The sequence below is a fragment of the Streptomyces sp. HUAS 15-9 genome (assembly GCF_025642155.1).
GTDB lineage: Bacteria > Actinomycetota > Actinomycetes > Streptomycetales > Streptomycetaceae > Streptomyces.
Window position 1 is genome coordinate 5276846 of the sequence record NZ_CP106798.1, and the last position, 22064, is coordinate 5298909.

At 71.2% G+C, this 22064-nt stretch carries 20 protein-coding genes, 2 pseudogenes and 1 riboswitch; of the genes and pseudogenes, 12 read left to right on the plus strand and 10 right to left on the minus strand.

Going from position 1 to position 22064, the window contains the following annotated elements; translation table 11 throughout:
* Nucleotides 1-13: 13 nt before the first annotated feature.
* Complete coding sequence (locus N8I87_RS24450; protein WP_263211752.1) at nucleotides 14-808, plus strand: class II aldolase/adducin family protein; 795 nt, start codon at nucleotides 14-16, stop codon at nucleotides 806-808.
* A gap of 14 nt (nucleotides 809-822) precedes the next feature.
* Here N8I87_RS24450 and N8I87_RS24455 read toward each other — a convergent pair whose 3' ends face one another.
* Nucleotides 823-1707, minus strand: coding sequence for a DUF4429 domain-containing protein (locus N8I87_RS24455; RefSeq protein ID WP_263211754.1), 885 nt, complete (start codon nucleotides 1705-1707; stop codon nucleotides 823-825).
* Nucleotides 1708-1927: 220 nt separating this feature from the next.
* Here N8I87_RS24455 and N8I87_RS24460 point away from each other — a divergent pair, with 220 nt between their 5' ends.
* Together N8I87_RS24460 and N8I87_RS24465 are read left to right on the plus strand one after the other, a co-directional pair.
* A complete protein-coding gene (locus tag N8I87_RS24460; protein WP_263211756.1) occupies nucleotides 1928-3217 on the plus strand; it encodes a hypothetical protein in 1290 nt (429 codons plus the stop codon).
* Between the two features lie 149 nt (nucleotides 3218-3366).
* Complete coding sequence (locus tag N8I87_RS24465) at nucleotides 3367-3897, plus strand: DoxX family protein (RefSeq protein ID WP_263211758.1); 531 nt, start codon at nucleotides 3367-3369, stop codon at nucleotides 3895-3897.
* A 56-nt stretch (nucleotides 3898-3953) separates the two neighbouring features.
* Here the strand turns inward: N8I87_RS24465 and N8I87_RS24470 are convergent, their stop codons facing one another.
* Together N8I87_RS24470 and N8I87_RS24475 are read right to left on the minus strand one after the other, a co-directional pair.
* A complete protein-coding gene (locus tag N8I87_RS24470; protein WP_263211760.1) occupies nucleotides 3954-4205 on the minus strand; it encodes a hypothetical protein in 252 nt (83 codons plus the stop codon).
* Nucleotides 4192-5596, minus strand: a pseudogene (locus N8I87_RS24475) (PspC domain-containing protein). Before N8I87_RS24475 ends, N8I87_RS24470 begins: the two are co-directional and overlap by 14 nt.
* Nucleotides 5597-5774: 178 nt before the next feature.
* On the opposite strand from N8I87_RS24475, the gene N8I87_RS24480 reads away from it, so the two are divergent.
* Complete coding sequence (locus tag N8I87_RS24480; RefSeq protein ID WP_263211761.1) at nucleotides 5775-7067, plus strand: ATP-binding protein; 1293 nt, start codon at nucleotides 5775-5777, stop codon at nucleotides 7065-7067.
* A complete protein-coding gene (locus N8I87_RS24485; protein WP_263211762.1) occupies nucleotides 7064-7789 on the plus strand; it encodes a LuxR C-terminal-related transcriptional regulator in 726 nt (241 codons plus the stop codon). Before N8I87_RS24480 ends, N8I87_RS24485 begins: the two co-directional genes overlap by 4 nt.
* A gap of 68 nt (nucleotides 7790-7857) precedes the next feature.
* Here the strand turns inward: N8I87_RS24485 and N8I87_RS24490 are convergent, their stop codons facing one another.
* On the minus strand, nucleotides 7858-8124 hold the full coding sequence (locus tag N8I87_RS24490) for an ATP-binding protein (RefSeq protein ID WP_263211763.1): 267 nt from the start codon (nucleotides 8122-8124) through the stop codon (nucleotides 7858-7860).
* Between the two features lie 142 nt (nucleotides 8125-8266).
* Here N8I87_RS24490 and N8I87_RS44445 point away from each other — a divergent pair, with 142 nt between their 5' ends.
* Genes N8I87_RS44445 through N8I87_RS24510 form a run of 4 tightly spaced genes read left to right on the plus strand, consistent with a single transcriptional unit; the run spans nucleotide 8267 to nucleotide 9596 of the window.
* The gene (locus N8I87_RS44445; protein ID WP_411577387.1) at nucleotides 8267-9016 is read left to right on the plus strand and encodes a Scr1 family TA system antitoxin-like transcriptional regulator; all 750 of its coding nucleotides are present in this window, start codon (nucleotides 8267-8269) and stop codon (nucleotides 9014-9016) included.
* Nucleotides 9013-9276, plus strand: a complete 264-nt coding sequence (locus N8I87_RS24500; RefSeq protein WP_263211765.1) for a hypothetical protein — start codon at nucleotides 9013-9015, stop codon at nucleotides 9274-9276. Before N8I87_RS44445 ends, N8I87_RS24500 begins: the two co-directional genes overlap by 4 nt.
* A gap of 1 nt (nucleotide 9277) precedes the next feature.
* A complete protein-coding gene (locus N8I87_RS24505; RefSeq protein WP_263211766.1) occupies nucleotides 9278-9451 on the plus strand; it encodes a hypothetical protein in 174 nt (57 codons plus the stop codon).
* 10 nt (nucleotides 9452-9461) lie between these two features.
* The gene (locus N8I87_RS24510) at nucleotides 9462-9596 is read left to right on the plus strand and encodes a hypothetical protein (protein ID WP_263216629.1); all 135 of its coding nucleotides are present in this window, start codon (nucleotides 9462-9464) and stop codon (nucleotides 9594-9596) included.
* Nucleotides 9597-9653: 57 nt separating this feature from the next.
* Here the strand turns inward: N8I87_RS24510 and N8I87_RS24515 are convergent, their stop codons facing one another.
* On the minus strand, nucleotides 9654-10718 hold the full coding sequence (locus N8I87_RS24515) for a C40 family peptidase (RefSeq protein WP_263216630.1): 1065 nt from the start codon (nucleotides 10716-10718) through the stop codon (nucleotides 9654-9656).
* A gap of 360 nt (nucleotides 10719-11078) precedes the next feature.
* Here N8I87_RS24515 and N8I87_RS24520 point away from each other — a divergent pair, with 360 nt between their 5' ends.
* Nucleotides 11079-11432, plus strand: coding sequence for a hypothetical protein (locus N8I87_RS24520; protein ID WP_263211768.1), 354 nt, complete (start codon nucleotides 11079-11081; stop codon nucleotides 11430-11432).
* A 6-nt stretch (nucleotides 11433-11438) separates the two neighbouring features.
* On the opposite strand, the gene N8I87_RS24525 is transcribed toward N8I87_RS24520, so the two are convergent.
* Both N8I87_RS24525 and N8I87_RS24530 read right to left on the minus strand, forming a co-directional pair.
* On the minus strand, nucleotides 11439-12407 hold the full coding sequence (locus N8I87_RS24525; protein ID WP_263211770.1) for a tellurite resistance/C4-dicarboxylate transporter family protein: 969 nt from the start codon (nucleotides 12405-12407) through the stop codon (nucleotides 11439-11441).
* 190 nt (nucleotides 12408-12597) lie between these two features.
* A complete protein-coding gene (locus N8I87_RS24530) occupies nucleotides 12598-13812 on the minus strand; it encodes a C40 family peptidase (protein WP_263211772.1) in 1215 nt (404 codons plus the stop codon).
* 8 nt (nucleotides 13813-13820) lie between these two features.
* Nucleotides 13821-13993: riboswitch (cyclic di-AMP (ydaO/yuaA leader) on the minus strand.
* A gap of 273 nt (nucleotides 13994-14266) precedes the next feature.
* Here N8I87_RS24530 and pcrA point away from each other — a divergent pair.
* Complete coding sequence (gene pcrA / locus N8I87_RS24535) at nucleotides 14267-16750, plus strand: DNA helicase PcrA (RefSeq protein WP_263211774.1); 2484 nt, start codon at nucleotides 14267-14269, stop codon at nucleotides 16748-16750.
* Between the two features lie 72 nt (nucleotides 16751-16822).
* Here the strand turns inward: pcrA and N8I87_RS24540 are convergent, their stop codons facing one another.
* Both N8I87_RS24540 and N8I87_RS24545 read right to left on the minus strand, forming a co-directional pair.
* Complete coding sequence (locus N8I87_RS24540) at nucleotides 16823-18340, minus strand: M23 family metallopeptidase (protein ID WP_263211776.1); 1518 nt, start codon at nucleotides 18338-18340, stop codon at nucleotides 16823-16825.
* A gap of 269 nt (nucleotides 18341-18609) precedes the next feature.
* Complete coding sequence (locus N8I87_RS24545; RefSeq protein ID WP_263211778.1) at nucleotides 18610-19476, minus strand: esterase/lipase family protein; 867 nt, start codon at nucleotides 19474-19476, stop codon at nucleotides 18610-18612.
* Between the two features lie 404 nt (nucleotides 19477-19880).
* On the opposite strand from N8I87_RS24545, the gene icmB reads away from it, so the two are divergent.
* Nucleotides 19881-20297: a coenzyme B12-dependent isobutyryl CoA mutase small subunit gene (gene icmB, locus N8I87_RS24550; RefSeq protein WP_263211779.1), complete on the plus strand. Its 417-nt coding sequence runs from the start codon at nucleotides 19881-19883 to the stop codon at nucleotides 20295-20297.
* 44 nt (nucleotides 20298-20341) lie between these two features.
* Here the strand turns inward: icmB and N8I87_RS24555 are convergent.
* A pseudogene (locus N8I87_RS24555) lies at nucleotides 20342-22036 on the minus strand (DUF5691 domain-containing protein).
* Nucleotides 22037-22064: the final 28 nt, after the last annotated feature.

A 22064-nucleotide genomic window follows, 5' to 3' on the forward strand; every position in this document is an offset into this window, starting at 1 on the left:
TGCAGGAGGACCAATGCACGGGCCGACCCCGCCCCTGCCGCTGCCCACCGACCAGCTGCAGTTCGCGATGCCGCCGATGTACGACTCGCTCGACGACGAACGCCGGCACCGTAAGGAACGGCTCGCGGGCGCGCTCCGGCTCTTCGGCCGGTCCGGGTTCGAGGACGGGGTCTCCGGGCACATCACCGCACGCGACCCGGAGTTCTCCGACTGCTTCTGGGTCAATCCGTTCGGGATGCCGTTCAAGCACGTCACCGTCAGCGACCTGGTGCTCGCCAACCAGGACGGGCAGGTGATCGAGGGCCGCTATCACGTCAACCAGGCGGCGTTCACCGTGCACGCCCAGGTGCACGCCGCCCGTCCGGACGTCGTCGCCGTCGCCCACTGCCACTCGGTGCACGGCCGCGCCCTGTCCGCGCTCGGCGACCTGCTCGACCCCCTCAGCCAGGAGAGCTGCGCGTTCTACGAGGACCACGCGCTGTACGACACCTACACGGGCGTCGCCGTCGACGTCGAGGAGGGCCGCCGGATCGCGGCCGCGCTCGGCTCCCGCAAGGCCCTCGTCCTGCGCAACCACGGGCTGCTGACGGTCGGCGACTCGGTGGACGCGGCGGCCTGGTGGTTCATGTCGATGGAGAAGTCCTGCCAGGTGCAGCTGATGGCGAAGGCGGCGGGCCGCCCTCTGCTCATCGACCACAAACTGGCGGTGGCGACCCGTGAGCAGCTCGGCGGCGACCTGGTGGCCTGGATCAACTACCAGCCGCTGTGGCAGGACATCAGCCGTAGCGAGCCGGATCTGCTCAGCTAGCGGCCGCGGGCCTTTCAGAACCCGCGCAGGACGACCGCCTTCGTCATCGCGAACTCCTCGTCCGTGAGCACGCCTTCCCGGTGCAGCTCGCCCAGTTCCCGCAGCCGGCGCAGCAGTACGTCGTGGTGGTCGGCCGGCGGCGGCACCGCACCCGTCGGCCGGTCCCGGTCGGCGTACGGGACGTCGGCCCGGGTGGACGGATGCGGCAGCCGCGCGGTGACCGCGGCCGCGACCAGCGCGGTGAGCAGATCGCGGCGGACGCTGCCCCACAGGTCGAGGGCGTACGGGTCCCGCTCGGGCGGCAGCCTGGAGAACACCGTCTCGCGCAACGCGAACCGCAGAAGGCCGTCCTCGTAGCCGGAGTTGGGCAGCCACTCGACCTGGGCCAGGTCGACGACGTTGATGATCCGGGGCCCGGTGGCCCGCTTGACCCGCTCCGAGGTGTCGGCCCAGTCGATACGGACCTGGGTCCCGTCGAAGGAGACCGTGCCGTCGGAGGAACGCACCGAGACCGGTACCGGCGGGCCGGGCAGCAGATAGGCCTTGGTGGGCTCCTTGGGAATCTGGTCGAGGAGGAGCGCGTGCCGGATCTCCTCGGCGACGTACTCGGCCACCCCGGACCGGTCCAGGTCCACCGTCAGCCGATAGGGATCGGCCGGCTCCGGCAGCCGCCCGCCCGTGGCCTGCAGCAGCGGATCCGCGCCCTCACGCAGCCGCATCCGCAGCCGGCCGCGCTTGCGCTCGGGCTCGTAGACCACGCCCGCCACGGCCTCCAGGGGTACGGCGATCTCTCCGTACGTCTGCCGGAACAGTGGTACCGAGCGGTGGAGTCCCGGTGTGATCCGGACCGTGCTGCCGTCGAAGGCCCAGGTCCCGTCCCGCTGGATGATCTCGGCCATACCGAAATTCTCCCAGCCGGGTCAACACGGCGGCCCGCACTTCACCCGCGGTGACCACCTGCCGGACCGGCGCGACGTGGCGTAGGGCACAATTCGCTTTCGTCGCATGGGAGTTGCGCGGTCACAGTCGGTCTCCGCGGAGGAAGCCGCCGGCCGTGTCCCGGGGCGTGGGTCGGGTCGTGTGTCGGGTCGTGGGTCATGGGGAAGGCGGGCTTCGGGCGTGGCGGTGCAGGAGGCGAGGCAGGGGGCGCGGGCAGGCGCGCGCGGGGCTGCCCACGGGGGTGGCTGCACCTGCGGGGACTGCCCGCACGGGGCGCGTGAGGGGCATCGGCGGGCCGTCGCCGAATTCCTCCTCAAGCGCGACGAGTTCGCGGCCGGACAGGGACTGCCCGCGGCGGTGGCCCACTCCGCCTCCGCCTCCCGGCAGTGGGTGTCCGAGGAGTTGACCCAGTCCGCCGAGGCCGTCGCCGAGCGCGGCCGGGCGGAGGGTGACGTCTGGCTGGCGAGGCTGTGGCAGCGCACGCTCTGCGTCCTGTGGGCGGCTGTCGTCCTCCTGCTGCTGGTGGAGTCGCTGACGGCGATCGGCGCGGGCTGGACGAGCGCCCGCACCGCCGGACTGCTCGCCGCGCTGCTGGTGGCCGGCGCCCTGACCGGGGCCTCGTGGTTCCACCGGGCGCGCGGCGGGGCGCTGGCGCCGGTGATCGGCGAGGACAACCGGATGTCCACCTCGCGCACCGTGGCGGCGGCCTGGGTGCTGCTCGTGGCCTATGCGGTCCTGGTCCTGGCGGGCCGCCTCGCCGCGGCCTCCGACCACGCGGAACGCGACGCGCTCATCTCCGGGCTCGAACTCGCCCGCGGCGCGGGCATGGTGACCGTGCTCGCGGTGGTCTGCGGCATCGCGGTTCTCGTACGGCGCGTGGTCGGCCTGCGGATCCACGCCCAGCGGCTGCAGAAGGTACGCGCACTCCGCCCGCGCGCGGCCGACCTGCTCACCGACGACTCCGGCCGGGGCGCCTTCGCCGACATCCAGTACGTCGTGATCAGTGCCGTGGCCCTGCTGTTCGCCGCCGTACGGCTGGCCCGCCGCCCCGACCAGCTGCCCGACCTGCCGTGGGGCCTTACGGTGCTGGTCCTGGTCTCCGCCCTGACCTACCTGGCCGGCAAGTACGCGGAGGGAGGCCGCCCGGTGATCCTCTCCGTCGTCCGTGCCCGCGAGGCCGGCGATCTGGACGGGCCGATCCGCACGGGCGACGACATCGAGATCCGCGGCGCCTGCTTCGTCCCGCCGGGCGCACAGACCGCCGACCACCTCTCCCGCATGGTCGTCCGCATCGGCGCGGTCGACGTCCATGTCCCCCTGATCCCCGTCACCGGCGGCTTCAGCAACCCCTCGGACACGGTCCTGACGGTGCCGGTACCCGCGGACGTGGAACCCGGGTGCGTCCAGGTGCAGGTGATCACCGCGGCGGGGGTGGCCACGAACCGGTGCGAGGTCGAGGTGACGGACTGAGAGCGGCGGATCACCGACCGGGACCCCGGCTCGCTCGAGCTGACCGAAGAGACTGAAAAACCTCCGCAAGAGGATTGAGCCGGACCCATTTGTCGTACGTAAGGTCTGTTGAGGGGTCTCTGCACACGGGCGAGAGGCGGCTAGGAACGATGACTCACAGCATCCGTACGGACACGCACACCCCCTATCTCGACGGCGACCGCGACTGGCGGGACACCGCCACCCGCTATGCCCTCCTTCCTCTGCGCATCTTCCTGGGCGTCACCTTCATCTACGCCGGCCTGGACAAGCTGACCGACAGCGCCTTCATGAAGTCGGGCGGCTCCGGCTCGATCGGCGACACCATGCGCGCGGTCCGCGACTCCTCCGCCATCCCGGCCCTGGTCGACCTGGCCCTGAAGAACCCGGTCGGCTTCGGCTACGCCATCGCCTTCGGTGAACTGGCCGTGGGCATCGGCGTCCTGATCGGCCTGTTCGGCCGTCTCGCCGCGCTCGGCGGGGCGCTGATCTCGCTCAGCCTGTGGCTGACGGTGAGCTGGGCCAACAGCCCGTACTACTACGGCAACGACCTCGCCTATCTGATGGCCTGGCTGCCTCTCGTCCTCGCCGGCACCCCGTACCTCTCCCTCGACTCGATGCTGCGCGCACGGCGACGGCAGCGGGCGGCGGGCTACCGGTAGCCCGTAGCCCCTCGCGTGACCGACAGCCCGACAGCCCGGCAGGTCGGGCGTGGTCGTCAGCCCGGCAGGTCGGGCCCGGTGATGGCCGTCTCCGCCGCGCTCGTACGGCCCGGACCGCGCCGTCCGCGTACGAGGCGGGCCAGGGCCGCCGCCGCGCCCGCCAGGCCGAGGCCGCCCACGACGAGGGGGACGGCCGCGAACCAGGGCGTCTCCCACAGACCGCCCGCGTCCCCGGCGTAGACGACGCCCGTGACGGTGAGGAAGAGACCGGCGACCAGCCGTCCCGGCTGGAACTCATGACGCAGCACGGCTCACCTCCGCCTGTCCCACACCGACTTCGAGATCGATGTCGAGCGTCCCGGCGTTCTTGCCGCCCTTCGCCGGTATCAGCGTCACGTCCTTGTGCTTGCCCGGTGCCACGTCCACGTCCTGTTTGTCCTCACCCGGCAACTGGATGTCGCCGACCCCCACATCGATGCTCATCCGTACGGTCGCGTCCGCCGGCACGATCACCCGCAGCCGGCCCGCACCCACCGCGGCCTTGGTCTCCACCGTCTCGCCCTTGGCGATGCGCACCCGGGTCAGGTCCAGGGTGCCCTCGCCGGTGCCGAGGTCGTACTTAGGCCGCACCTCCGCTACCGAGGCCGGCTTCCACGACGTGCGCATCCAGTGCGTGGTGATGTCCTTGGGCAGGGCCGACGCCCCGGCGAGCAGTGCCGCCGTGACGATCGCCAGGAACACCGACCCCGCGCCCGTACGTCCCAGGACCGCGCTGAGGGCGATGCCGAGGCCGAGGACGAGGAGCGCACAGGCCAGGCCGGCCTGCAGGCTGGTGCCCAGCGGATGCCCCTTCCAGGTCGCGGCGCTGCCCAGGCCGCCGGCCAGCAGGGCGAGCAGGAAGACCCAGCCGCCGATCCAGCGCGGACCGCGCGGCCGTGGGGGCCCGCTGTGCGGGGTGCGTATGTCCGCGCGGTTGGTCCAGGAGTTGCCGAGGCCGATGTTGACGGCCGCCGCGATGTCCCGGTCGCGCGAGTCCCCGGGGCCCCACAGATAGCCCGTGCCGCCGACGTGCGTGCCGTCCTTGACGATCGGGTCGCGCCACCAGGAGGGGTAGGCGGTGGGGACCGGCGGTGCCTGGGCCTCCGGCGGGGCGTCGGCCACGGCCTGCGCGGCCAGGGGATCGGGGTCGGGGGCGCCGCGCCGCCGCGACCAGTAACCGGCGCCGGCCAGCAGCAGGGAGAGGACGACGGCGAACGTGAGCACCCCGCCGTTCTTCAGCATCGTCAGGAACACCCCGCAGCCGACCAGCGCGAACAGCACGGCCGCGAGGGCCTGCCCGTCGACCCGCCCGGTCAGCAGCTTGCGGACCTCGTTCTCCTCCTCGTCCGCGTACGGCACGAAGAGCCAGGCGAAGCCGTAGAAGATGAGACCGATCCCGCCCGCCGCGGCGAGCACCGCGAGGGTGATCCGGAATATCACGGGATCCATGTCGGTGTGCCGCCCGAGCCCGGCGCACACCCCCGAGATCATCTTGTACCGCCGGTCGCGGCGGAACCTGCGGGGGGATTCGACGGCACCGCCCTCGCCGGGCGCCGTCACGTCCGCGGCGGGCGCGGCATCCGTCGGCCCGGCGCCCGGGGCGGGGGCGCGGGCCGGGGCCGGGTCCCGGACCCGTCGCGGCGTGCTCGTGATCTGTCATGTGTCCATGGTGACGGGCGTGCCGCCCGGGCGGCAGTCGGAATGACCCTGGGTGAACCCTGATATCGGCCCTGAGACGGTGCGGGGGAGGCGTTCGACGGCCGGACTTTCGAAGATCAGGGGAGTCTCGGGGGTAGACCCTGATGCTCCGCAACTCCGCCCGTGTGACCATCGATGGCATGCCGGAAGCCGCAGCAGCGCCCATCGACGACCCGCGGCCACCGCGCAAGCTCTACCGCAGCAGCGACGGCCGCTGGCTCGGTGGTGTCGCGCGGGGCCTCGCCGGGCACCTCGGGCTGCCCGTGATCTGGGTGCGGCTGGTCTTCGTCGGCCTGCTCATGGCCGACGGCCTCGGCGCGCTGCTGTACGCCGCGTTCTGGTTCTTCGTGCCGCTCGGCGTCGGCGGCGTCGGCGGCCAGAAGCCGCCGTCCCTGGTCAGCACGGAGACCTCGCCGGACGGCCGGCGCAGACTCGTCACCCGCAAACCCGACAAGGGCCAGATCGTCGCGCTGCTCCTCATGGTCGTCGTGGCCATGGTCTTCGTCAGCAACGTCAACCTGGGCAGCGGAGCCAAGGCGTACCTCCTGCCCGCCGTCCTGGTCGGCGCGGGCGTAGCCCTGGTCTGGCGCCAGGCGGACAACGCCCGCCGGGCCCGCTGGGTCGAGGTCGGCAGCCGCCGCCGCACCCTGACCCTGCTGCGCACCGGCGGCGGCGTCCTGCTCGTCACCGCGGGCGTCTCCGGCATCTTCGTCCTGCAGGGCTCCGCCGCCCACCTCGGCTCGGTCCTCCAGGCCGCCCTCGCGGTCCTCGTCGGCATAACGCTGCTCGCCGGGCCGTACCTCGTGCGGATGACCCAGGACCTCTCCGAGGAGCGTCTGATGCGTATCCGCGCCCAGGAGCGCGCCGAGGTCGCCGCCCACGTCCACGACTCGGTGCTGCACACCCTCACCCTGATCCAGCGCAACGCGGATAACGCGAACGAGGTGCGCCGCCTCGCCCGCGCCCAGGAACGCGACCTGCGCACCTGGCTGTACAAACCCGAGGGCACCGGCAAGGACGAGGCCGACGAACCGGACAGCCTCGCCGACGCGGTCCGGCGCAACGCCGCCGAGGTGGAGGACAAGCACGGCGTCCCGATCGAGGTCGTCGTGGTCGGCGACTGCCCCCTCGACGAGCGGATCGCCGCACAGATGCAGGCCGCGCGCGAGGCGATGGTGAACGCCGCCAAGTACGGTGGCGAGGGCGGCGCCGTGCAGGTCTACGCCGAAGTCGAGGGCAGGACGGTCTTCGTGTCCGTCCGTGACCGCGGTCCGGGCTTCGATCTCGATTCGATACCCGCCGACCGCATGGGCGTCAGAGAATCGATCATCGGCCGCATGGAACGCAACGGCGGTACGGCACGGCTGCGGTCGGCGCCGGACGGCGGCACGGAGGTCGAGCTGGAGATGGAGAGGGCGGAGAAGACGTCATGAGCGACGCGACCGAGGCGAACGGCACGGCGGGAGCTGCGGAGGGCGGCGGCGCGGCGGCCGGGCGTCGCGTCCGGGTGGTCCTCGTCGACGACCACCGGATGTTCCGTACGGGCGTCCAGGCCGAGATCGGCCAGACCGAGCAGACCGGCGTCGAGGTCGTCGGCGAGGCCGCGGACGTCGACCAGGCCGTCACGGTGATCACCGCGACCCGGCCCGAGGTGGTGCTCCTCGACGTCCATCTCCCGGGCGGCGGCGGTGTCGAAGTGCTGCGCCGTTGCGCCTCGTTGATGGCCGACACCGAGCGGCCGGTCCGCTTCCTCGCACTGTCCGTGTCGGACGCGGCGGAGGACGTGATCGGTGTGATCCGCGGCGGCGCCCGGGGCTATGTCACCAAGACGATCACCGGCACGGACCTGGTCGACTCCGTCTTCCGTGTCCAGGAGGGCGACGCCGTCTTCTCCCCGCGACTGGCCGGCTTCGTCCTCGATGCCTTCGCCTCCACGGACGCCCCGCCGGTCGACGAGGACCTGGACCGCCTCACCCAGCGGGAGCGGGAGGTGCTGCGGCTGATCGCCCGCGGCTACGCGTACAAGGAGATCGCCAAGCAGCTCTTCATCTCGGTGAAGACGGTCGAGTCCCATGTCTCGGCGGTCCTGAGGAAACTCCAGCTGTCCAACCGGCACGAACTGACCCGGTGGGCGACGGCACGTCGGCTGGTGTGACCATCCGGTAGGCGCGCCTACGATCACACCGTTACGCTGTGCCCGACAGGAGGAGGGCTGCGGGCCGATCAGAGCGAACCAGGAACGGGTGCCGAACGACTCCTGGCCCAGATCTCGCGGCCGGCCGGGACCTCTGCGTGCCGGTACGCGTTCGTCATCAGCTCGCTCAGTAGGAGTTCCGCCGTGTCCGTCACGTCCTGCGGGAGGCCCCAGGACGTCGCCTGTTCGCGGAACAGAGCGCGTGCTCTGCCCACGCTTCGGGCGTGACGCGGCAGGCGCCACTCGATGTCCTTCGGGGCCGCCGTCGTGGGCAGTGGGGGCCACGGGGTGTGCATGCGCCGTTCATCCTTGCATTGATGTTTTGACGTTTGGCGGGATCACGGTCCCGGGTCGCACGTAGCCTCACGAGTAACGGCGGGGGTACGGCTGGTGGTTGTACCCGTCGTGGATTCGGCGGAGGTGTGCGTGTCGACCGAGGTGAACTCCCAGCCGCCGATCGCGTGGCGGTACTGCGGCAGCCAGATCAAGATGTGGCGTGCGGAGGCCGGGATCGGTCGTGAGGCGCTGGCCAAGGAGGTCGGTTACGACTACGAGTACGTCAAGTCGACGGAGAACGGCCACCGTCGGCCAACTCTGCGGCTTCTGCAGATCGCTGACCAGGTGTGCGGGGCGGGCGGGAAGCTCGTCGCGGCCCAGGAGTACCTGAAACCGGAGCCGTTCCCGGCGCGGTCGCAGGAGTTCATGGCGATTGAGGCCGAGGCCATCAGCTTCTCCTGCTACGAGCCGCTGCTCATTCCGGGCTTGTTGCAGACGGAGGAGTACGCGCGAGCCCGTGCCCGGCATGGCGCGCCCCCGCCGTCTCATGCCGGAGTGCACCGAGTGCGGGGTCCCGGGCCGCCCCGCGGCCTTCGTCGGCGGCCTGTGCCGGGGCTGCCGTACCGTCACACAGGACGCCCACGCTCCCTCGACAGCCACCACACACGCAACGAAGCTCGGCGTGGAGATGAACCGCCACACCGCCGTCACCCTCGCTCGCGACGCCCTCGCCGCCCGTCCCCGCGACCGTCGACAACCAGCCAAATTCTGTCCCGTCGGATTCCCGCGGCCGTAGCTCCCCACAGGCTCGTGTCACCCCCACCCCACACATCGCAGAATGGGGAACGGCCGACGGTCATACAGCCGTTGGCCGAGGGGTGGCGCGGGGCACGGGGAGGGGCGCGGACATGACGCGGGGCACCGCCGAGCGGGACGAGATGGAACAGCCGATCATCGACCAGCTGAAGGCGATGGGATGGCGGCACGCCCATGGAACCGACCTCAGCAAGGTGGACCCCGCCGGGGACGAACGGGCGTACAGCGATCTGCTCCTGTTGAAGCGCCTGCGCTCCGCCGTCCGGCGCGTCAACCGGGTGCCCGGTGGCGGGGGTTCCTGGATGACGGACGCGGACGGACGCCGCCATCGACGACCTGCGCCGTACAGCCCGTAACGTGGCCACCACCTCGCTCGTCACGGTCAACGGCGAAGTGACCAGTCGGCTGATCAAGGGAACGCCGGTCACCGGCGACGAGGAGCACCACCACGGCTCGACCGTGCACGCCCAGTTCATCGACTGGAACCTGGAAATTCCCGGCTCACCTGGTCGACTACGTCATCGCCCATGAACTCGCTCACATCAGGATCTCCGGGCACGGAGCGGACTACTGGGCCCTTCTCCGACAGGCCATTTCAGAGTGCGAGGAACGCAAGGAGGAACTGGACGATCTCGGACGCCGACTGTGGCTCGGCGAGGTCCGTGAAAGGCGCTGATGCCCGCCGCGGCCGACCCCGTTGTTCCACACGTCACGCCTTCTCTCTGACGCCTCCTCACACCACCCGCGTCGCCCCCGCGAACGGCATCTCGTCGATCGGGGCCAGGCGTACGGGCGCCGACGGGTTCGGGGCGTGGATCATCTGGCCGTTGCCGACGTAGATGCCTACGTGGCTGATGCCGGAGTAGAAGAAGACCAGGTCGCCGGGCCGGAGTTCGGAGCGGGAGACCCGTCGGCCCGCGTTGATCTGGGCGTAGGTGGTGCGGGGGAGGGAGATGCCGGCGGAGCGGTAGGCGGCCTGGGCGAGGCCCGAGCAGTCGAAGGCGTCGGGGCCGGTCGCGCCCCAGACGTAAGGGCTGCCCAGCTTCTGGTAGGCGTACGAGACGGCCGCCGCGGCGCGGGAGTCGGGGGCCGCGGCGGAGCCGAGGGCGGTCAGGGCGTCCCGTGGGTCCGAGGCCGACCTCGAGGCGTGGCCCGTGGCAGCCGCCGTGTCCGTGACTCGCGCCCGCTCCTGCGGGGTGAGCCGGGACAGCAGCTCTCTCGCCTCGCCGAGCTTCCCGGTGACCGTCTTCTTCTGCCGCTTCAGCTCGGCCTGCCGTGACCTGAGCGACACCAGCTCGACACGGGCGGCGCCGCGCAGCTGCTCGATCTCCCGGAGCTGCTTGCGCACCCGGGTCACTGTCTGGGACTGCCGGTCGCCCGCCCGCTCGGCCAGCGCCGTGCCCTCCAGATACCGGTCGGGATTGCCGGAGAGCATCAGCTGCACCGTGGGATCGAGCCCACCGCTGCGGTACTGCGCCGCCGCGACGGTACCCAGCGCGTCCCGCGCCGAGTTGAGCTTCTGCTCCTTGCGGGCCGCCTCGTCCCGCAGCGACTTCAGCCGCCGCTGCGCCGAATCCGCCTTCTCCTTCGCGCCGTTGTACTTCTCGGTGGCGGCCTCCGCCTCCTGGTACAGCTTGTCGACCTTCGCCTTGACCTGGGCCGGTGTCAGCTGCGGCTCGGCGTGCCCGATCCCCTCGAAGCCCGTTGCCGTGGCCGCGCCCGCCAGGGCGATGGTCACGGCCGTGCGGGCGGTGCTGCCGCCCAGCGAGCGCTGTCGGGGCCTTCGGTGCACTGCCACCTCGACCGTCACGTCCTTCCGTACGACCTGGCCGGCTACGCGTCCGGCGGCGGCCCGCACGGGGGGAGCGGGCCACCGCCGGACCCTTCTCGGCGGAGGCGGCCGGCTGCCGCCCCTGGTCCGGACGGCGGTGGGGAGCCGGTCACCTGGTGGAGGACGCTAAACCTGACCGTGTCGGCTCGGTGACGTCATGTATGGAAGTGCCCGCATCGGGCTTAGCGGTGACCGTATGTGACCGTCATGGGGGTTCGGAGCCGTCGTCTTCACGCAGCGCGATGACCGAAGCGGTGGTTCCGTGGCGCACGGGGGCGGTGGGGTGCTATGAGGCACATATATGCGGGGGCATTAGGCTCCCGCCTCATGCACATACTCATCCATCTCTTCGTCGGCCTGCACATCATCGGCATCGCCGCGCTCCTCGGCGGCTTCCTCACCCAGATGAAGGCGATGGGCAAGGGCACCGCCCGCTTCGTCCCCGCAATGCTGCACGGTGCGCTGACCATGCTGGCCACCGGCGTGATCCTGGTCGGCCTCCACCAGGCCGAGGGCCACGACATCAACGTCGTCAAGATCGGCGCGAAGCTGGCCCTGCTGATCGTGATCCTCGGGCTCGTCTATGTGAAGCGGGACGAGGAGACGGCGGACAAGCGCCTGTTCGGGCTGGTGGGCCTGCTGACCATGACGAACATCTTCATCGCCGTGCTGTGGACGTGACCGGGCTCAGCGCGCGGCCCTGAGCCCGGCGCCGGCCGACCGGACCGCACCGGCGGCGACCGCGAGCCAGACGGCCACGGAGATCCACACCAGCCCCCGTCCGAGCCCTTCCAGCCACGGGATGCCGAGGGCGGCCGCGACCGACAGCGCCGCCGTCGCCGTCATCCCCATCGGGAACACCGTCGACCAGCGGCGCACGTCGAAGCGCAGCCGAGGGCGCACCACCTCGGAGGTCAGCAGTACGACGTAACAGGTCAGATCGAGGACGACCAGGGCGATGACCGTATCGCGCAGGACGCCGAGGTTGTCGTCGTCCCACAGGTACAGCCGCGCGCTGTCGGCGGAGATCAGCTTCGCGGCGGCCAGCGCCGAGATCGCGAGCGCGCCGCCCGCGATCCACTGGTCCCCGGGCCCCTCGATCACCTGCCGCACGTCGAACCGGGCCAGGGCGAACCCGTAGAGCACGAGCCCCAGCCAGAACAGCACGAGCGCCGCGTGCGCGAGCCATGCCGTCGCCTCGGCCGCGGCGAGCGTGGCGCCGAGCACGGCGAGCCCCTGCGTGGCCACGCAGCACAGGAACACCGTGCCCGGCATGCGCCGGTGCAGGTGCCGTACGACGAGCAGGAGCAGCGCCGGCCAGAGCACCGCGCACAGGGCGAGCAGCGCTTCGGCCAGGCCCTGCCGGCCCAGTGCGGAGAGACGGGTGCCCAGCACCGCGGTCGCGGCGACGGCGGTGAGCGCGCCCGGTGTCCGCGCCTCGGCCACCCAGCGTCTGCGCTGCCACAGCAGCCCCACGGCGAAGTCCGCGGCCAGCGCCAGCCAGGCGACCGAAGCCATCGCAAGGGCGATCAGGGACAGGGCCTCGTACCCCGCCAGTTGCAGTCCGACCGACACGATGCCGGTCGCCATCACGGCGGCCCCGGCCGTCGGCGGGCGCCGCTTCCACCAGGCGCGCAGGGGTGAGGAGGCGGGCATGGGCCCGATGCTAAAGAGCCGTGCGCGCCTTGCGAGCGGGGCACGCGCGCGCGTGCCGGGAAAAACGCGCGGGTGCGGGACACGTGGGTGGGGGACAGGGGCGCGTGCGTGCGCGGTCGCGGTTCACCACGGCTGCGGCGCTCGCGTCACCACGGCCGCGGTGCTCGCGCCCCTGCCCCACCGATCTCTCTCACGCCGGCCGTACCACGCTGTGGATGATCGACGCGCCGCCGTAGTAGATCGACTCCTCGCGGACGTAGGCGCCGGGCTTCGGGGCGTGGATCATCATGCCGTTGCCGATGTAGATGCCGACGTGGCTGATGTCGTCGTAGAAGAAGATCAGGTCGCCGGGCTCGGCGTTGGTGAGCGAGACCGTGGTGCCCACGTTGACCTGGTCCCAGGTGGTACGCGGAAGGCTGACGCCCGCGGCCCGCCAGGCAGCCGAGGTGAGGCCGGAGCAGTCGTAGGAGTCGGGGCCGGTGGCGCCCCAGACGTACGGCTTGCCGATCTGGGCGCGGGCGAAGGCGATCGCCTTCGCGGCCTTGGTGGCGTACGAGGAGTCCGAGGACGAGCCGGTCGACCCCGTCGAGGTGGACGAGCCCGAGGAGCCCGAAGAACTGGACGAGCTCGACGAGCTCGAGGCGGCGGCCTTCTTCGCCGCCTCCTCGGCCGCCTGCTTCTTCGCGAGCTCCTCGGCTGCCTGCTTCTTGGCGAGCGCCGCGGCCTGGCGTGCGGCCTCCTCCTGCTTCTGCTTCTCGATCGCGGCGAGCCGGGCCTTCTCCTGTGCCGTCAGCGTGGACAGCAGCTCGCGAGCCGAGGAGAGCTTCTTCTGGACGGTGGCCTTGGCGGTCTTCAGCTCGTTCTGCGACTCGGTCAGCGTCTGGAGGCTCTTGGCGGCCTCCTGCCGCTTCTTCATGGTCGCCGACTGCTGGGTGACGTAGTCGTCGACCGCGCCCTTCTGCCACGAGGTCATCCGGCCCATCAGCTGGGTCTGGTCGAAGTAGTCCTGCGGGGAGTTCGAGAGCAGGAAGGTGGCGGTGTCGGGCGCGGCGGTCCCGGTGCGGTACTGGGCGGCGGCGAACGTACCCAGTTCCTCACGCGCCTTGTTGAGCTTGTCCGTGCGCCGCGCCACGTCGTCCAGCAGGGTGTCGACGGTCTTGCGCTGCTTGCCGGACTTCTCCTTGGCCGCGTTGTACTTCTCGGTCGCCGACTCCGCCTGGCGGTACAGGTCGTCGACCTTCTTCTCGACCTCCTCGATGCTCGGCTTGTCGCCGCCGGGGGAGGGCGTGGCGTTGGCGGTCTGGGAGAGCAGGGCCACGGAGGTGAGCGCGGCGGTGGCGATGGCGGGGGTGCGTATGCCTGCTACTAGGGAACTCGCGGGGCGCGACTTGCGGTGCGACGCCAAGGGAGGCGACTCCTTCCATGTTCCGCCTACCGAGTTAGCTGTCGGGTTCGGGCGGGTGGTTCGGAAGGGTTGCCCTACGGCCGCTTCTCCGGGGGGAGGTTCGGCCGATTCACCCCAAGGTCGGTTGGGTCCCCGGCTCCAGGTGCCGTGGCGGGCACACCGGACTCGGCGGAGGCCGCGCGGCCCGGCGACGTTCGCCGGTGGGGGTCGTACGGCCCGCCCGAGACGGTAGCCAACTGGTGTGGCCCGTGTGAAGGTTGATGGGCGATATGCCCGATACATTTTCGTGACCTGATGCAGAATTCCGCCCGTGTGACAGCATGCCTGCGGAGCGTGAGACAGTTGTCCGGCTCATGCATCGGGAAGATCCCCGCGAGATCCCCCGCGCGCGGGGCCGGTCCCGTTTCCGGGGCGGCGGTCGTTTGTCGGTGGGGCGCCCTAGACTCGGAGAGCGATGAGCAGCCTCTTTGACGACAGCTTCCTGGCGGACCTCCAGACCCCTCACGGGCGCGAGGAGGAGCCTCCGCCGCCGCCCGAGGACGATCACGCTCCGGAGTCGGTTCCGGACGATCTGTTCGGTGGGAAGTTCGACGTGCCGCCGGACCGGGACAACTACTACCGCGACGGCGCCCCGCGCCCGGTGATCGACGCCGCGGCGCTGCTGGAGGGGCTGAACGAGAACCAGCGCGCGGCCGTCGTCCACGCCGGTTCCCCGCTGCTCATCGTGGCCGGCGCCGGATCCGGCAAGACCCGTGTGCTCACGCACCGCATCGCCCACCTGCTGGCCGAGCGGAGCGTGCACCCGGGCCAGATCCTCGCGATCACCTTCACCAACAAGGCCGCGGGCGAGATGAAGGAGCGCGTCGAGCACCTCGTCGGCCCGCGCGCGAAGGCGATGTGGGTGATGACCTTCCACAGCGCGTGTGTGCGCATCCTGCGCCGCGAGAGCAAGAAGCTCGGCTTCACGTCGTCGTTCTCGATCTACGACGCCGCCGACAGCAAGCGTCTGATGGCCCTGGTCTGCCGCGACCTGGAGCTCGATCCCAAGCGCTTCCCGCCGAAGGCCTTCAGCGCCAAGATCTCGAACCTGAAGAACGAGCTGGTCGACGAGGAGGACTTCGCCGCACAGGCCGCCGACGGCTTCGAGAAGACCCTCGCCCAGGCCTACGCGATGTACCAGTCGCGGCTGCGCGAGGCGAACGCCCTCGACTTCGACGACCTGATCATGACGACGGTCAACCTGCTGCGCGCCTTCCCGGACGTCGCCGAGCACTACCGCCGCCGCTTCCGCCATGTCCTCGTCGACGAGTACCAGGACACCAACCACGCCCAGTACGCCCTCGTGCGCGAGCTCGTCGGCACCGCCGGGCACCCGGTGGACGTACCGCCCGGCGAGTACGACCTCCAGCCCGCCGAGCTGTGCGTCGTGGGTGACGCCGACCAGTCCATCTACGCCTTCCGCGGCGCGACGATCCGCAACATCCTCCAGTTCGAGGAGGACTACCCGGACGCGACGACGATCCTCCTGGAGCAGAACTACCGCTCCACCCAGACGATCCTCTCCGCCGCCAACGCGGTCATCGAGCGCAACGAGTCCCGCCGCCCCAAGAACCTGTGGACCAACGCGGGCGCGGGCGCGCACATCACCGGCTATGTCGCCGACACCGAGCACGACGAGGCGCAGTTCGTCGCCGACGAGATAGACCGCCTCACGGACGCGGGCGAGGCGAAGGCGGGCGACGTCGCCGTCTTCTACCGCACCAACGCGCAGTCCCGTGTCTTCGAAGAGGTCTTCATCCGCGTCGGCCTGCCCTACAAGGTCGTCGGCGGCGTCCGCTTCTACGAGCGTAAGGAGGTCCGGGACGTCCTGGCCTACCTGCGCGTCCTGGCCAACCCGGAGGACTCCGTGCCGCTGCGCCGGATCCTCAACGTCCCCAAGCGCGGTATCGGCGAGCGTGCCGAGGCGATGATCGACGCCCTCGCCCAGCGCGAGAAGATCAGCTTCCCGCAGGCGCTGCGCCGGGTCGACGAGGCGTACGGCATGGCGGCGCGCTCGACGAACGCCGTCAAGCGGTTCAACGTGCTGATGGAGGACCTCCGCACGATCGTCGAGTCCGGCGCGGGACCGGCCACGGTCCTCGAGGCGATCCTCGAACGCACCGGCTATCTCGCCGAACTGCAGACCTCCACCGACCCGCAGGACGAGACCCGCATCGAGAACCTCCAGGAACTCGCGGCCGTGGCCCTGGAGTTCGAACAGGAACGCGCGGAGGGCGAGCAGAGTACCCTGGCCGACTTCCTGGAGCAGGTGGCGCTGGTCGCCGACTCGGACCAGATCCCCGACGAGGACGAGGAGGGCTCGGGGGTCATCACCCTGATGACCCTGCACACCGCCAAGGGCCTGGAGTTCCCGGTCGTCTTCCTCACCGGCATGGAGGACGGCGTCTTCCCGCACATGCGCGCCCTCGGCCAGACCAAGGAGCTGGAGGAGGAGCGGCGCCTGGCGTACGTCGGCATCACCCGCGCGCGGGAGCGGCTGTATCTCACGCGGTCCTCGCTGCGCAGCGCCTGGGGACAGCCGTCGTACAACCCGCCCTCCCGTTTCCTGGAGGAGATCCCGCCCGCCCATGTGCAGTGGAAGCGGACGGGAGCGGCGGCGCCGGTCTCCTCCGGACCCGCTTCCGGTGTGGCGGCCTCGCTGTCCTCGTCCCGCTCGCGCTCGTCGGCGTCGGGCGCGTCCGGGTTCGCCACGAAGCGGGTCTCGTCGAAGCCGGTGGTGTCCCTGGCCGTCGGGGACCGGGTCACCCACGACCAGTTCGGACTCGGCACGGTCCTCGCGGTGACGGGCGCGGGGGACAACGCCCAGGCGACGATCGACTTCGGTGACGCGAAGCCGAAGCGGCTGGTGCTGCGGTACGCGCCGGTGGAGAAGCTGTAGGCACACGCGACGAGCCCCCGCCGATCGGAAGATCCGGCGGGGGCTCGGTCACGCGTGGAGAGGAGTGGGGATCTACGTCGGGTCCAGGTCATGGCTGCGAAGCCACGGCAGCGGGTCTATGGCCGAACCGCCCGCCGGCCGGACCTCGAAGTGCAGGTGCGGGCCGGTCGAGTTGCCCGAGTTGCCCGAGTACGCGATCGGCTGTCCGGCCTTGACGCTCGTACCGGAGGCGACCCGGTAGCTGGAGAGGTGGCAGTACCAGGTCTCCGTGCCGTCCTTGGCCGTCACGATCATCATGTTGCCGTAGGCGCTGTTCCACTGGGTGCGGGCCGTGCCGTCGGTCGCGGCCATCACCGTCGTGCCGTACGAGACGGGGAAGTCGATGCCCGTGTGCACGGACATCCAGTTCACGCCCGCCTGGCCGAAATAGGCGCTGAGCCCTCTCTGCAGAACCGGTAGCGCGTACTTCGGGCGCAGCCGCTCCTTGCGGGCAGCCTCGGCCGCCGCCTGCTTCTGCTGGGCCAGCTGCTGTGCCTTGAGGTCGATGCGCTCCTGGGTCCGGCTGGCCCGGTCGGCGAAGTCGTCGGCGCCGGCGGAGAGGTTCTCCAGCTGGGTGTCCAGCTGGTTGTTGGCGGCGGACGGTTTCACCGACTTCGTCTCCGGCGCGGAGGCGCTGTTGTCCTTGCCGCCGCCGATCAGGTTCAGGTTGCCGACGGAGGCGGCGGCGATCCCGGCGACTCCCATCACGCAGGCCGAAGGCACGGCCACGGTCAGCAGCGCGGAGCGCTTGGGCGGGCGGCGGCGGGAACGCGCCCCGCCCCGTGATCCCGCACGGGTGGACGGGAGCGGGGTGAACTCTTCCTGATCGTCCAGCAGTGGCGTTACTGCGGGCAATTCGCCCGTGGCCGTCGGGTCGTCCTCGTCCGGGACGGCCTCCTCGAAGGCGTCGTCCTCGTAGTTCTCGTAGTCGTCGTGATTCTCGTACGAGAGCTGGTCGAAGGTGGTGGTCGCCTGCTGGTCGAAGGGTTCGGCCTGCCGCTCGTGCTGGGCGGCCACGACGCTGCCGTCGGAGTTCCACTGCGTGGCGTCGTACGTACCGGTCTCGAAGGCCTGCGTGCCCCAGTCCCACTGCTGGGTCGGGGCGGCGCCGGTGTGCTGCTCGGGCTGGAGCCAGGCGTTCGCGTCCCTCTCCCAGAGGGGGGACCCCCAGCCGCTGATGTCGTTCCCCGTGGCCTGCTGGGGGATCGTCCAGGCGGTGTTGTCGTAGGCGCCGCTGTCGTAGGCGGCGTGGTGCTGGGCCGCGTACGGGTCGTAGTTCAGCGTCTGGTGGCCGCTGGTCTGCCACTGCGTGGTGTCGTACGCGCCCGTGGCGTGACCCCCGCCCGGGAGGTTGCCGAAGAGCGGGTCGGTCTCGAAGACCGAGGTGGTGGAGTGGGCACCGGTGGCATAGCCGTCCGTGCCGTATCCGGCGTACGAGGTGAAGTCGCCGTACTGGGCTTCCTGCCCGCCGTACGACGCGTAGGGCGCCGAGGCGGCATCGGAAGCCGGAGCCGGGGAGGTCGTGATCCCCGACGGGTGACGGTCGTTCACCAACTTCTCTTTCGCCTCGACAACAGGGGCTGCCAGAGCAGTGCGGCGACTGTACCCGGCGGTATGCGGGCGCGACAATCTTCGGAAGGTTTCGCGCCCGAAGGAAACGGGCATTCGGCCGTGTTTCGGGGGACGATGGCCGCGGGTTTGGCTTTGTGTTCGAAGATTGTTCGACGTCCGGTCGTCTGCCGGTCCCGCTAAGTCGGCGAGTCCGGACGGCTGTCGCGCCGCCCGGACTCGCCCGGTATGACCCTGTTACGGCCCTGTTCTCACGCCACGGTCAGCCCGCCGGCCGGCCTGGCGACCTCCACTTCCGGGTGTTCGGAGTCGAGTGCCTGCCGTATCCCGGCCGCGACGGCCGGATGCACGGGAAGGGCGAGATGCCCGATTCCCATCACTTGAATGTTCTGCACCACGAGGTCGGGATGGTCGATACAGGCGGTCTCCGGCTCGTCCATCAGGGCGTCGAGGTCGCTCCAGAAGCAGAAGAAGCGTGTACGGCAACCGGGCGCCGGCCCGGCCAGCTCCTCTAATACCTCCGAACCGGGGCGCAGCTGGCGCACGATCGGGTGCGCGTTCGCCAGCGGGAGGACCCGGGTGCCCAAGTGCGGGGTGCCGAGCGTCACCAGCGTGCGGACCCGGAGGTCGCCGGCGAGCCGCTGTACGTAGTACCGCGCGATCAGTCCGCCCAGGCTGTGCCCCACGATGTCCACCTGCGGGCTCCCCGTGCGCTCGCAGATCTCCTCGATGTGCCGGGCGAGCAGCTCGGCCGCGGAGCGGATGTCCCGGGTCAGCGGTGAGTAGTTGAGCGACTCGACGCGCTGCCTGCCGTGCTGGACAAGGTTGCGGCGCAGCAGGACGAAGACCGAACGGTTGTCGATGAAGCCGTGCAGCAGGACGACCGGAGGATCCGGCGTGGTCGGCAGCTGCGCGGTGCCGTCCGGCAGGGGCGTCGCCTGCGGGGGGGAGTGGCGCTCCGGGGTGATGCCGGTGGGATAGAGGGCGATGTGCCCGGCCAGGATCGCGATCTCCAGTGCGGTCGCCTTGAGGAGGGCCATGGAGAGCCCCATGACTCTGCCTGGCAGGAGCTGCTGCCAGATCGGAACCAGGGGCTCGAGTGCCTTGGTGACCTTCATGGCCGACCTCCTGTCGGCACGCAGGAGGACGGCCTGATCCCCCGTGTGCCCTCATGGGAAGCCGCGGTGGGGGCGGCCGCCGGTGCCGGAGTGGCACGCGCGGGATGGATGAGGCGTGCGGCGCATGCGGCGCCGATGACCTGACGAGGCGCCTTGCCGGCGTGGCGACGAGGCTCCCCGCTGTCGTGCCTTACCTGCCCTGTGTGCCTTTCGTGCCCGCGCGGACCACGCTGCGGCTCCCGAACGTGTCCCATCGTGTGATTTCCCCCTCGGTCACCACCGTGAAACTGCCGGTTGAGGGATGCTGGAGATAACGTTCGTTCACTTCGCGACGGGTGGCGGAACGCGCGGAATGTGCGGTACTTGTCGGTACGGATGGATGTAGTCGCTTCATGGAGGCAGTGATGGGTGTGGCAGCCGGACCGATCCGCGTGGTGGTGGCCAAGCCGGGGCTCGACGGCCACGATCGCGGGGCCAAGGTCATCGCGCGTGCGCTGCGCGACGCCGGTATGGAGGTCATCTACACCGGACTCCACCAGACCCCGGAGCAGATCGTCGACACGGCGATCCAGGAGGACGCAGACGCGATCGGTCTGTCCATCCTCTCCGGAGCCCACAACACCCTCTTCGCGGCGGTCATCGGCCTCCTCAAGGAGCGGGACGCCGAGGACATCCTGGTCTTCGGCGGCGGCATCATCCCCGAGGCGGACATCCCGCCCCTCAAGGAGAAGGGCGTCGCCGAGATCTTCACGCCCGGGGCCACCACGGCCTCGATCGTGGACTGGGTGCGGCAGAACGTCCGCCAGCACGCCGGCGCGTAGTCCCCGCGGCGCCGGTCCGGCGAGGCTCACCGCGCGGGTGCGGTTCAGCGCACCCGCGGTGCACCCGGCTCCGGCGTCACCCCCAACTCGTCGGCCATCGCGGCGCGCAGCCGCAAGGTGGTCACGAGCCGCTGGAACGCCTCCGCCCAGTAGCCCCCGGCCCCGGGCGACGCGTCCTCCTTCTCGTCCGGCACCGCCAGCAGCCCATCCAGCCGCGACGCCGCCGCGGGATCCAGGCACCGCTCGGCCAGCCCCATCACCCCACTGAAGCTCCACGGGTAACTCCCCGCTTCCCTGGCGATGTCGAGCGCATCCACCACCGCCCGTCCGAGCGGCGGGGCCCAGGGCACGGCACACACCCCGAGCAACTGGAACGCCTCGGACAAACCGTGCGTCGCGATGAAGCCGGCCACCCATTCGGCGCGCTCCCGGGCGTCCAGCGTGCCCAGCAGCTTCGCCCGCTCCGCCAGCGAGACCGCTCCCGGGCCCCCGGCCTCGGGCGCCGAGGGCGCACCGAGCAGCGCCCGGGCCCACTGCGGGTCCCGCTGCCGAGCCGCGGCCCGGCACCACGCCGCATGCAGCTCGCCCTGCCAGCCGTCCGCGACCGGCAGTGCCACGATCTCCCGCGGTGTACGGCCGCCGAGCCGTCCCGGCCATGATCCGAGCGGCGCCGCCTCCACCAACTGGCCCAACCACCACGATCGCTCCCCTCTGCCCGAAGGAGGTTTGGCCACGACACCGTCTCTCTCCATCCTCGTATCGCACTCAAGCGGCGCCTCGACCGCGATCGTCGGAATGTCGCGCGTGTGGTCGACGGCCACGCATGCTCCGGCCCGCACCGCCATCCGCGCGGCCAGTGCCGAGCCCGGCAGCGCCGACAGCAACTCCGCGGCCGTCGCCCGCACATTGCGGCTGCGATCGCCCAACGTCCGCTCCAGGAACGGCTCGTCGTCGGCGGACAGCCCCGTGCGCAGCGAGTCGAGGAACATCAGACGGTCCTCCGCCCGCTCCGTCGCCCAGGTCGCGGCCAGCAGTTCGCGCGCGGCCGCGGGCCTGCGTGCCCGGATCACGGAGAGGAGAGCGACCCGCTCGGCGAACAGCCCCTCCTGCCACAGCCGTTGCACCTCGTCGGCGGCGGAGCCGTCGTCGGGGTCCGGCAGCGACGTCCCGCCGCCCGGGGCCGCGCGCAGGGCGAAGCGCCAGTCCGGGTTCAGCCGGGCCAGCCACAGCGCCCGCGGCCCCGCGAACGCCAGCGCCGCCTACCGCAGGTCCGTCCGCCCCCGGGCCGCGTCCAGCAGCGCGGGCAGCGTCTGCGGGGGTGCGCCGAACCCTCGCGCGTTCGCAGCCGCGAGCCACTGGGGCAGCAGCTCCATCAGATCAGGCGAGGTGCCCCGCCTGCCGCCGCCCGTGCCGGGACGGTCGGCCAGCAGCATCACGAGCCTGCGGGTCGCCGCGGCGGGCAGCGGAGGGCGCGGGTCCTCGGCGGCCGGCTCGGGCCGCCGGGCGGCCCGAGCCGGCCGCAGCCCCGCCCGCCGCCGTACGGTCTCCACGGCCGCCGCGTCCAGCAGGACGACCGGAGCCTGCCGCCCCGGCGCACCGCCGACGGGCGCGCGCCGGTCCGTGCCGAGCAGCGCCGTGGTGACGAGCTCCTCCCAGGTGTTCGGGGCGCTCGGGGTGCCCGCGCCGTTCGCGATGCCCGCCGCACCCGTCGTCCCCACGGAAGCCGAGTTCCCGTTCATACAACGCCTCTCTCCATCGGTCGTCCTG

Bases quoted from the DNA above. Each gene is read 5' to 3' on its own strand.
- N8I87_RS24450 (WP_263211752.1), top strand. From the start codon at position 14: ATGCACGGGCCGACCCCGCCCCTGCCGCTGCCCACCGACCAGCTGCAG.
- N8I87_RS24455 (WP_263211754.1), bottom strand. From the start codon at position 1,707: ATGGCCGAGATCATCCAGCGGGACGGGACCTGGGCCTTCGACGGCAGC.
- N8I87_RS24465 (WP_263211758.1), top strand. From the start codon at position 3,367: ATGACTCACAGCATCCGTACGGACACGCACACCCCCTATCTCGACGGC.
- N8I87_RS24480 (WP_263211761.1), top strand. From the start codon at position 5,775: ATGCCGGAAGCCGCAGCAGCGCCCATCGACGACCCGCGGCCACCGCGC.
- N8I87_RS24485 (WP_263211762.1), top strand. From the start codon at position 7,064: ATGAGCGACGCGACCGAGGCGAACGGCACGGCGGGAGCTGCGGAGGGC.
- N8I87_RS24490 (WP_263211763.1), bottom strand. From the start codon at position 8,124: ATGCACACCCCGTGGCCCCCACTGCCCACGACGGCGGCCCCGAAGGAC.
- N8I87_RS24500 (WP_263211765.1), top strand. From the start codon at position 9,013: ATGACGCGGGGCACCGCCGAGCGGGACGAGATGGAACAGCCGATCATC.
- N8I87_RS24520 (WP_263211768.1), top strand. From the start codon at position 11,079: ATGCACATACTCATCCATCTCTTCGTCGGCCTGCACATCATCGGCATC.
- N8I87_RS24525 (WP_263211770.1), bottom strand. From the start codon at position 12,407: ATGCCCGCCTCCTCACCCCTGCGCGCCTGGTGGAAGCGGCGCCCGCCG.
- pcrA (WP_263211774.1), top strand. From the start codon at position 14,267: ATGAGCAGCCTCTTTGACGACAGCTTCCTGGCGGACCTCCAGACCCCT.
- N8I87_RS24545 (WP_263211778.1), bottom strand. From the start codon at position 19,476: ATGAAGGTCACCAAGGCACTCGAGCCCCTGGTTCCGATCTGGCAGCAG.
- icmB (WP_263211779.1), top strand. From the start codon at position 19,881: ATGGGTGTGGCAGCCGGACCGATCCGCGTGGTGGTGGCCAAGCCGGGG.